The sequence below is a fragment of the Schleiferilactobacillus shenzhenensis LY-73 genome, from assembly GCF_000469325.1.
GTDB lineage: Bacteria > Bacillota > Bacilli > Lactobacillales > Lactobacillaceae > Schleiferilactobacillus > Schleiferilactobacillus shenzhenensis.
In genome coordinates, this window is the sequence record NZ_KI271602.1 from 26,761 (window position 1) to 36,230 (window position 9,470).

9 protein-coding genes are annotated in these 9,470 nt (G+C 59.0%); 8 read left to right on the forward strand and 1 reads right to left on the reverse strand.

The features are described 5' to 3' along the window. Nucleotides 1–205: 205 nt before the first annotated feature. The 6 genes from gatC to L248_RS11995 all read left to right on the forward strand — a co-directional run bounded on the left by gatC (nt 206) and on the right by L248_RS11995 (nt 6,656). Complete coding sequence (gatC, locus tag L248_RS11970; protein WP_022530500.1) at nt 206–508, forward strand: Asp-tRNA(Asn)/Glu-tRNA(Gln) amidotransferase subunit GatC; 303 nt, start codon at nt 206–208, stop codon at nt 506–508. Further along, on the forward strand, nt 505–1,977 hold the full coding sequence (gene gatA, locus L248_RS11975; protein WP_022530501.1) for an Asp-tRNA(Asn)/Glu-tRNA(Gln) amidotransferase subunit GatA: 1,473 nt from the start codon (nt 505–507) through the stop codon (nt 1,975–1,977). Before gatC ends, gatA begins: the two co-directional genes overlap by 4 nt. 2 nt (nt 1,978–1,979) lie before the next feature. After that, nucleotides 1,980–3,410 carry an Asp-tRNA(Asn)/Glu-tRNA(Gln) amidotransferase subunit GatB gene (gatB, locus tag L248_RS11980; protein ID WP_022530502.1) on the forward strand — a complete coding sequence of 477 codons (1,431 nt, stop codon included), beginning with the start codon at nt 1,980–1,982 and terminating at the stop codon, nt 3,408–3,410. A gap of 26 nt (nt 3,411–3,436) precedes the next feature. Beyond that, nucleotides 3,437–4,450 carry a diacylglycerol kinase gene (locus L248_RS11985; protein ID WP_022530503.1) on the forward strand — a complete coding sequence of 338 codons (1,014 nt, stop codon included), beginning with the start codon at nt 3,437–3,439 and terminating at the stop codon, nt 4,448–4,450. A gap of 81 nt (nt 4,451–4,531) precedes the next feature. After that, a complete protein-coding gene (rlmD, locus tag L248_RS11990; protein ID WP_022530504.1) occupies nt 4,532–5,899 on the forward strand; it encodes a 23S rRNA (uracil(1939)-C(5))-methyltransferase RlmD in 1,368 nt (455 codons plus the stop codon). 4 nt (nt 5,900–5,903) lie between these two features. After that, nucleotides 5,904–6,656, forward strand: a complete 753-nt coding sequence (locus L248_RS11995) for a GH25 family lysozyme (protein ID WP_022530505.1) — start codon at nt 5,904–5,906, stop codon at nt 6,654–6,656. Here L248_RS11995 and L248_RS12000 read toward each other — a convergent pair. Further along, on the reverse strand, nt 6,616–6,990 hold the full coding sequence (locus L248_RS12000) for a DUF4828 domain-containing protein (protein ID WP_052000055.1): 375 nt from the start codon (nt 6,988–6,990) through the stop codon (nt 6,616–6,618). The two genes, L248_RS11995 and L248_RS12000, sit on opposite strands and share 41 nt — an antisense overlap. A 96-nt stretch (nt 6,991–7,086) precedes the next feature. On the opposite strand from L248_RS12000, the gene L248_RS12005 reads away from it, so the two are divergent. Continuing rightward, on the forward strand, nt 7,087–8,100 hold the full coding sequence (locus L248_RS12005; RefSeq protein WP_040536676.1) for a Gfo/Idh/MocA family protein: 1,014 nt from the start codon (nt 7,087–7,089) through the stop codon (nt 8,098–8,100). Continuing rightward, a complete protein-coding gene (locus tag L248_RS12010) occupies nt 8,090–9,367 on the forward strand; it encodes a DEAD/DEAH box helicase (RefSeq protein ID WP_022530508.1) in 1,278 nt (425 codons plus the stop codon). Before L248_RS12005 ends, L248_RS12010 begins: the two co-directional genes overlap by 11 nt. Nucleotides 9,368–9,470: the final 103 nt, after the last annotated feature.

A 9,470-nucleotide genomic window follows, 5' to 3' on the forward strand; every position in this document is an offset into this window, starting at 1 on the left:
CGCGAGACACTAACCTACCTCCCAATCTGCGTAGACCATACTCATCGGGCCAGAGAGGAGACAGCACACTGTCTCCGCGCCAGAAATCTGACCGCACTTTCAGAAATACCCGCTTCCCATCTATGGTAAAATGGAACAGACAAACTGTGTACGACAGCGGCACCGCACACCGGCGGCGCTGTCGATGGAAGGGATATGAAGGTTAATGATCGATCGTGACCAAGTTGCCCATGTGGCTGGACTTGCCAAGCTGCAGTTCAGCGATAGCGAGCTGACCGCCTTTACCAAACAGATGGAAGACATCATGGCCATGGCGGACCAGCTCGACGCCGTGGACGTTGGCGAGACGACGCCGCTGTATCAAGTAACAGACCTCAAAAACGTCTTCCGGGAAGACAAACCCGAACGCTGGCAGACCCGGGAACAATTACTGAAGAACGTACCCGAAAAAGAAGCCGGTCTGATCAAGGTACCGTCGATCTTAGATAATGGGGAGGGCGAAGCGTGAGTACGAATTACTTTAAAGAGGACATTTCTACCCTGCATGACGCCCTCGTCAACAAGCAAACCACGGCCGTTCAGCTGACGGCCGATACCTTGGCCCAGATTCATGCCAAGGAGGATAAGACCAAAGCATTCATCACGGTGACGGACGATGAAGCCAAAAAGCAGGCGGCGGCCGCCGATGCGGCCGGGATCAGTGCTGACCAGCCTTTGGCCGGCGTACCCCTGGCATTGAAGGATAACATCATCACCGACGGCGTCTTGACGACAGCCGCCAGTAAAATCCTCACCGGGTTCATTCCGGTCTATGACGCTACCGTGACGAAGCGGCTGAAGGCAGCCGGCAGTGTGTTGGTCGGCAAGACTAACTTGGACGAGTTCGCAATGGGGTCTTCAACCGAGAATTCCTATTACGGGCCGACCCACAACGCCTGGGACTTGGACCGAGTCCCCGGCGGTTCGTCCGGCGGTTCTGCTGCAGCAGTGGCCGCGGGGGAAGTCGTCGCTGCGCTGGGCTCCGATACTGGCGGGTCGATTCGACAGCCGGCGGCGTTCAACGGCATCTTCGGCATCAAGCCGACGTACGGCCGCGTTTCTCGCTGGGGCTTGATTGCCTTCGGGTCGTCGCTGGACCAGATCGGTGTGCTCAGCCGGCGGGTCAAGGATTCAGCCTTGATCCTCCAGCAGATCGCCGGCCAGGACGAGAATGACGACACCAGTCTGCCCGATCCCGTACCGGATTACGTCGCCGCAATGGCCGGCGGCGTGCAGGGCATGCGTCTGGCCTTGCCGGAAGAATACTTAGGCGAAGGGGTTTCTCAAGGCGTCCGGGACGCCATTGAGAAGGCCGTGGACACGTTGAAGAAATTGGGCGCCACGGTGGATACCGTCAGCCTGCCGCACACCAAGTACGCGGTGCCGACGTATTACCTGATTGCGTCCTCTGAAGCCAGCTCCAACCTGCAGCGCTTCGATGGGATTCGCTACGGTTACCGCGCCCAAGATGTCAAGAACCTGGAAGACGTCTACGTGCGCACGCGCAGCGAGGGCTTCGGCGACGAAGTCAAGCGGCGCATTATGCTGGGGACGTTCTCTCTGTCCGCCGGCTTCTACGACGCCTACTTCAACAAGGCCGCCAAGGTGCGCCACCTGATCCAGGACGATTTCACCAAGGTCTTCGCCGACCACGACTTGATTATCGCCCCGACCACACCGACGCCGGCGTTTAAGATTGGTGAGAAAGTCGACGATCCCGTCACGATGTATATGAACGACATTCTGACGATTCCCGCGAACTTAGCCGGGATTCCTGCGGCTTCTGTGCCGGCCGGCCTGGTTGACGGACTGCCCGTGGGCTTGCAGTTGATGGCCAAACCTTTGGGTGAAAGCACGATCTTCAAAGCCGCTGCGGCGTTTGAAGACGCGACAAAATTTTATGAACAGGTACCGACAGCGATGAAAGGGGAGAATTAAGGATGAATTTTAAATCCACCATCGGTTTGGAAGTCCACGTCGAGTTGAAGACGAAGACCAAGATGTTTTCTCCCGCGCCCGTGACTTACGGCGAAAGCCCCAACACGGCAGCCAATGTCATCGACTTCGGCTTCCCAGGCGTCTTGCCCCGGGTCAATAAGAATGCTTACCGGCTGGGTATCATGGTGGCCCTGGCGCTCCACGCCCAGGTCACCCACGACACCCACTTCGACCGGAAGAACTATTTCTACCCGGACAACCCCAAGGCCTATCAGATCACCCAGCAGGAACGACCGCTGGGGACCAACGGCTACGTGGAGATCAACGTTAAGGGCCAGAAAAAGAAGATCGGCATTCACGAACTGCACGTCGAGGAAGATGCCGGGAAGAACACCCACGGGGCGTCCGGCTATTCTTATGTCGACTTGAACCGGCAGGGCACGCCGCTGATTGAAATCGTGTCTAAACCCGATATTGCCTCGCCAGACGAAGCTTATGCCTATCTTGAGCAGCTGCGCCAGATCATTCTGTTCACCGGCGCCTCCGACGTCAAGATGGAGGAAGGCTCCATGCGGGTGGATACCAATATTTCCATCGCCCCCATCGGTTCGGACAAGCTGGGCACGAAGGCTGAGCTGAAGAATCTGAACTCCTTCGCCCACGTCCGGGACGGGCTGGCGTATGAAGAAAAGCGCCAGGCCCAAGTGCTGATGGCCGGCGGCGAGATTCGGCAGGAAACGCGGCGCTTTGACGAACCCACCGGGACCACGATCCTGATGCGGGTCAAGGAAGGCTCCGATGATTACCGCTACTTCCCCGAACCTGATATTCCGCCGTTCCACATTGGCCAGGAGTGGATCGATGAGATTCAAAAAGAGATCCCTGAAATGCCGGATAAACGGCGCGACCGTTACGTGAACGATTATGGCCTGCCGGAATATGACGCCGGGGTCCTGACGGCGACGAAAGAAATGTCTGATTTCTTTGATGCCACCGTCAAGGCTGGCGCTCCGGCGAAGCAGGCGGCCAACTGGCTGATGGGTAACGTGAATGCGTATCTGAACGACCAGCAAGTGGACCTTTCTGCCACCGCGCTGACGCCGGAACACCTGGCGGGGATGATCAAGCTGGTGACCGACGGCACGATCAGTTCGAAGATCGCCAAGAAGGTCTTCCAGGAGATCATTACCAACGATACCGATCCCCAGCAGTGGGTCGAGTCTAAGGGCATGGTCCAGCAGTCGGATCCGCAAGTCTTGATTCCAATCATTGACGGTGTGCTGGATAATAACCAGCAGTCGATCGAGGACTTCAAGAACGGCAAGGACCGGGCCATCGGCTTCCTAGTGGGGCAGATCATGAAGCAGACCCACGGCAAGGCCAATCCTCAAGTGGTCAATCAGATCCTCGTGAGTGAATTAAAGAAACGCTGAACGCGTGCGGAAAAGGATTGAAACAGATGGTAAAAAAGGCACGGCTCATCTATAATCCGGTCTCTGGGCACGAAGTCATGGAACGCAACGTGGCCGGCGTCTTGAGCATCCTCGAAGATGCTGGGTACGAGAGCAGTACGTTCCGCACCCGGCCCGAGGAAGGTTCGACCGAGGCCGAGGCCAAACGCGCGGCCCTGGAAGGCTTCGACCTGCTGGTGGCCGCCGGCGGCGACGGCACCATCAACGAAGTGGTTAACGGCATTGCCGGCCTCAAACAACGGCCGATGCTCGGGATCATTCCCGTAGGCACGACGAACGATTATGCTCGGGCCTTGAAGATTCCGCGGGAAGACCCAGTCGCCGCGGCGAAGGTCATTGCCCGGGGGAAGCACATCGGGGTCGACATCGGCAAGGCGAATGACCAGTACTTCGTCAACATCGCCGGCGGCGGCAACATGATGGATCTGACCTACGAGGTGGCCTCCGACGTGAAGTCCGCGTTGGGCTACCTGGCGTATCTGCTGAAAGGGGCCGAGATGCTCCCGCGGATGCGGCCGATTCAGATGCACCTGGTGTACGACGAAGGCACATACGACGGCGAAGCCTCCATGTTCTTCCTCAGCCTGACCAATTCCGTGGGTGGGCTGGAGCAGATCGCGCCGGATGCGGTCCTGGGCGACGGCAAGTTCACGCTGATCATTGTCAAAACCGCCAACTTGGTGGAGATCGTCCAGCTGCTGACGATGGTCCTCACCGGCGGCCGCCATGTGAACGACGACCGCATCATCTACACCCAGACTCGCCGGCTGGCCGTCACCTCGGCCCACGGCGAACAGCTTAAGGTCAATCTGGACGGCGAATACGGCGGCGACGCCCCGATGCACTTCGTGAACTTGAAGCAGCACATCCAGGCGTTCGCCAACGTACCGGAGATCCCGGACGACGCCATCGCCGAGCAGGAAGACGTGACTGGCAAGCTGCTGGCCTCCGTCAACAAGCTCCACGATAATCATCCGGAAGCTGATTCGGACGATCACTAGATTTCTCACAGGCAGCACCAGGCAAGCACCGCACCGGCGCGCCCGGTGCTGCGTTCGTTTTATAGAAGAAAGGAACCCACTATGGCCAAATTTACCGTACCGGTCCGCCAGGGCGAGACCCTGACCGCCACTGTCCAAGACTTGACGTATGAAGGCATGGGCGTCATCAAGGTCCAGGATTATCCGCTTTTCGTGGATAATGCGCTCCCTGGCGAAGAAGTGACCGCCCTCGTCACCCGCACCAATAAGACCTATGGCTTTGCCCGGGTCAGCCAGCGGTTGACCACCAGCCCCGACCGGGTAGCCGGGGAATTCACCGATTATCTTCAGACGGGGATCGCCCCGCTGGCGCACCTGCGCTATCCGGCGCAGCTGGCGTTCAAACAGGCCCAGGTGCAGCATCTTTTCGCTGCCCAGCACCTGGATATTGAAGTCTTGCCGACACTGGCCAGTCCCCAGCAGACCAAGTACCGGAACAAGGCGCAGATTCCGGTGCAGACGATTCACGGCGAACTGACCACCGGGTTCTATCGCAAACGCAGCCACCACCTCGTGCCGCTGACGGATTTCTTCATCCAAGATCCGCGCATTGACGAGATTATCGTCACGGTGCGGGATATTCTGCGCCAGCTGGATGTTTCTGCCTACGATGAACGCACGCGCCGCGGGGTGTTGCGGCATATCATGGTGCGGCGGGGCCATACCACCGGCGAGGTGATGATCGTGCTGGTCGTCACCCAGACTGTCCCGGCGCTGAAGCTGGCCGCGCAGATGATCGCAGACGCTGTGCCGGACCTGACGACGCTGCTGTGGAACGTCAACTCCCGGAACACGAATGTGATCCTCAGCGGCGATAACCGCGTCGTTGCGGGGCCGGGATACATCACCGATACGATCGGCGACCGGCGCTTCCACATTTCTCCCCAATCCTTCTTCCAGATCAACGCCGCCCAGACGCCGCACCTCTATGCCATCGCTCAGGAACTGGCCGCATTCAGCGGGAACGAGACAGTCATCGATGCGTATGCGGGTATCGGAACGATTGGGCTGACCATTGCGCCGCAGGTGAAGCAGGTTTACGGGATGGAAGTCGTGCCGGAAGCCGTCGCCGACGCCCGGGCCAACGCTGAGCTGAACGGGATTACGAACGCGGAATACACCGTCGGGACGGCGGAAGCCGTGCTGCCGAAGTGGCAGAGCGACGGCGTTCAAGCGGACGTGCTGATCGTTGACCCGCCGCGCAAGGGGGTAGCCGAGTCATTCATCACCACGGTGGGGGCGATGCGCATTCCCCGGGTGATCTACGTCAGCTGCAATCCCGCGACCCTGGCCCGGGACCTGGTGCGGTTCCAGGCGCAGGGTTACGCGGTCACCAGTCCCACCCACGTGGTGGACATGTTTCCCCAGACGCCCCACATCGAGAGTGTCACACGATTGGATTTGAGGTGAGAAAATGCGCCGGCCAGCACCGATTTATGCGAATACGTTCCGACGCCATTGGCCGTGGTGGCTGCTGCTGCTCGGGGCGGTGATCGCTGGCGCAGCGTTTCTTCTTTGGCGGCAGTTCGCACCGGTGAATCTGACCAAGGGCCAGTACCCCGTGAACGGGACCTTGGTCAGCCAGACGGATGGCACCGTGGACTTTCAGGCGCTGCATCAAGACGGTGCCCGCTTCGTTTACGTCCACGCTGCCCAGGGGGCCAGCTACCAAGACGACCGCGTCGGGGAAAATCTGGCCAGTGCCCAGGGCGCTCGGCTGGCCGTGGGGATTGAGCACACCCTCAGTTTCGACACCACGCCGGCGGCCCAGATCGCCAATTTGACGAAAGCTGTCAACGGCAGCTGGGGCGACTTGCCCATCGCCGTCAGCCTGAGTCTGTATGGTGATTACGAGACAACGCCGCCCAGCCAGGCGACCGTGACGGCTTTACTGAAGGCGATAGCTGCCGGACTACAAAAAAACGGGCGATCCATGATCGTCCGTACCACTTCTGATTTAGCACAACGCTACGCACGGGCGGGCCATTTCTCCCTGTGGCTCAGCGATGCTGAGTCAGCCAAGGCGTCCGTTCTGTTTCTCCAGCGCGGTGCGTTCCCCCATAACTCTGCCTTACCCTTGGTCACGTTCAACGGCGACCGCACCCGCTGGCAACAAGAATTCCACGTTACGCTGACGGCGTCTGCTCAGGCGGGCGGGCAGCCGTGATGGGATAGTCCAAGTTGCTGGATTCGTCGTAGATCGACACCGGACCGTGCTCGTTCGTGTGCACGACCAGCTGGTAGCCGAAGTGATCGACGAAGGTCAAGGTGTTGCCGTCCAAGCCAGTAATGTGGCCGGGCAGCACTTGCCCGTCGATTTGAATAACGAGATCCGGCGAGATCTGCAGCAGGTGATCATGGTGGGTCTTGGTGTCCAGAAATGCCCAGGTGCCAACGAACCGTTGCGAAAAATCAGGTGCCGGTGCTTTGACCTTCTGGGTTTTCGGAACGATATGACGGACCAGGCTCTTAATGTTCGTCATAATATTTAAAGACCGCATCATTCATCCTCCTTTATTACAAGAATATCATACCATGGATATGTTGCAGCGGGCTTACAATTGTGTTAGCTGACGAACAAGAAAGGAAGTTTTTGCATGTTACGCATGGCAACGATTGGTACAGGGGCGATTACCGCCGAGTTCATCGCCGCGGTGAAGGAAAATCCCCAAACAGAGATTGCCGGGCTCTATTCCCGCAATGCCGACCACGGAACGGCCTTTGCCACCACAAATGGTCTGCCCGATGTCCCGGTTTATGACGACTTAGACAAGATGCTGGCGGATCCGTCGATTGATCTGGTGTACGTGGCATCGCCCAACAGTCTCCATTTTGCGCAAACCAAGGCCGTTTTACTGGCGGGGAAGCACGTTATCACCGAGAAACCGGCGTTCACGAACCCCGCCCAATTCGCCGTCATTGCCCGGCTGTTGAACGCCCGCCCGCAGCAATTTTATTTTGAAGCGGCCCGCCACATCTATACGCCCAACTTCAGCAAGCTGCAGCGCGCCATTGGCGGCAAGACGGTGACCGGGGCCGTACTCAGCTACGCGAAGTACTCTAGCCGCTACGATGCCGTGATTGCGGGCGAAACCCCGAATGTTTTCAGCCCGCGTTTTGCCGGCGGCGCCTTGCAGGACTTGGGTGTCTATTTGGTCTATGCCGCGATCGCCTTATTTGGCAAACCCATTGCGGCCCATTATCGGCCGCACATGCTGACGACCGGGGTCGACGGCGGCGGTATCGGGACCCTGGAATACCCGAACTTTACCGTGTATTTGCGGCCTGACAAAACTGTCCAGAGCCGAGTCCCGTCAGAGGTCTACCTTGGGAAGGACACCGTGTGGACGGATAACATTGCAGAATTAACACAAGTGGGTTACTACCACGGCAGCAGTGCGGCGTTCGACACCCTGGGCGGCGACCAGCCGGCCAACGGCATGAGCAGCGAACTGGCCCGCTTCACGGAGATCATCCAGAACGACGACCGGGCAGCATTCGCCGAGCAGTTCCAACTGTCGGCCCGGGTCAACGAAGTGCTGTATGCCCTGCGGCAAGATGCCGGTCTGCAATTTCCGGCCGCGGTGGAGGCGGCCCCTGATGTTGACTGAGGCAGAGAAGGCCGCCACGTTATGGATCCAGACGGGGTTCACTGACCGCACCGTGATTCAGGCCGCCGTTGCTGAGCCATTGCTGGCTGGTCAATCGGTGGTGGGGGTGGCCCCCACCGGTTCCGGTAAGACGCTCGCTTACGGCATTCCTGCACTCAGCCGATTGGTACCGGGTGCTGGTTTACAACTGGTGATCATCGTCCCTGCGCAAGAATTGGCCATTCAAATTCGCGATGTCTTGACCCCGTTGGCGAAGACCCTTGGGTTGGGCTTCCAGGGGTTGATCGGCAGCGCCAACCGGGAGCGGCAGGTGAAAAAACTGCGGGAGAAGCCCGAAGCGGTGGTCGCTACCCTTGGTCGATTCGTCGATTTGCTGGAGGAACGCAAAGTCGTCCTCGAAGAAGTGAAGACGCTGATCGTGGATGAGTTTGACTCCTTCGAACCCGATGCATTACGGGATATTCTCAGCTTCCGGCGGGGCGGTCTGCCCAAACAGGCGAATCTGGGTCTGTTTTCGGCCACCGATAACCCGACTATCGTCAGTGAATTCCAAGCCGCTTGGCCCGACCTGCAGGTAATCAACGAGACCAGCACCGACAACAGCCGCGGCGTCGTCCATCACCTGCTCCTCGACCGTCAGCAAGCCGGTAAGATCCAGGTGTTGGAGAACCTCGCCCGAGAGAAACACCAACGGGTCTTCGTCTTCTTCAACCATAAGCATGTCTTGCAGAAAGTGGCCAGTGAGCTGCGCTTCAAGCACGTGCCGGCCAGTATGCTGGTGACGGACGGCCGCCAAGTCCAGCGGGCCGAAGCCTTGCAAGACTTTCGTTCCGGCCGCGTGCCGCTGCTCTTGACGACAGACGTGGCGGCTCGGGGACTGGACGTGGCGGACGTGACGGCGGTGGTCAATTTTGAACTGCCGGACACTCTGACCACCTACATCCACCGTACCGGTCGCACGGGTCGTCAAGGTGCCAACGGGACCGTCTATAACTTGGGCGACGACCACGACTTGCGCGACTTGCGCAAACTGGTAGGCGACCGTGTGGCGTTGGAGACTGAACCGGGGGAGAAGAAAGCCTACCGGAAGTCTGCGGCCCATTCAGCAGGCGCTGATGAGACCCGCGGTGTGGAACGCCAGACTGGCGCCGGACACCGCCCGGGCAAGCGGTTAACCAGCGCGGAAGAAGAAGCGGCCAGCGCGAAGAAGCGGAAGAAGAAGAAACAACGGTGGCGGAACAAGAAAAACGTCGGGAAGCATTGGTGATTGGCGGAGTTAATGTCTTGCTTTGCACCCGGGTGACTCCGGGCTCCACAGATTGGGGCTGGAACGCCGTGGGCACGACTTTGAGCCAATTGCAAAAACCGCA

What these genes read in the sequence shown, in the direction of transcription:
- gatC (WP_022530500.1), top strand. Translation starts at nt 206, where the DNA reads ATGATCGATCGTGACCAAGTTGCCCATGTGGCTGGACTTGCCAAGCTG.
- gatB (WP_022530502.1), top strand. Translation starts at nt 1,980, where the DNA reads ATGAATTTTAAATCCACCATCGGTTTGGAAGTCCACGTCGAGTTGAAG.
- L248_RS11985 (WP_022530503.1), top strand. Translation starts at nt 3,437, where the DNA reads ATGGTAAAAAAGGCACGGCTCATCTATAATCCGGTCTCTGGGCACGAA.
- rlmD (WP_022530504.1), top strand. Translation starts at nt 4,532, where the DNA reads ATGGCCAAATTTACCGTACCGGTCCGCCAGGGCGAGACCCTGACCGCC.
- L248_RS11995 (WP_022530505.1), top strand. Translation starts at nt 5,904, where the DNA reads ATGCGCCGGCCAGCACCGATTTATGCGAATACGTTCCGACGCCATTGG.
- L248_RS12000 (WP_052000055.1), bottom strand. Translation starts at nt 6,990, where the DNA reads ATGCGGTCTTTAAATATTATGACGAACATTAAGAGCCTGGTCCGTCAT.
- L248_RS12005 (WP_040536676.1), top strand. Translation starts at nt 7,087, where the DNA reads ATGTTACGCATGGCAACGATTGGTACAGGGGCGATTACCGCCGAGTTC.
- L248_RS12010 (WP_022530508.1), top strand. Translation starts at nt 8,090, where the DNA reads ATGTTGACTGAGGCAGAGAAGGCCGCCACGTTATGGATCCAGACGGGG.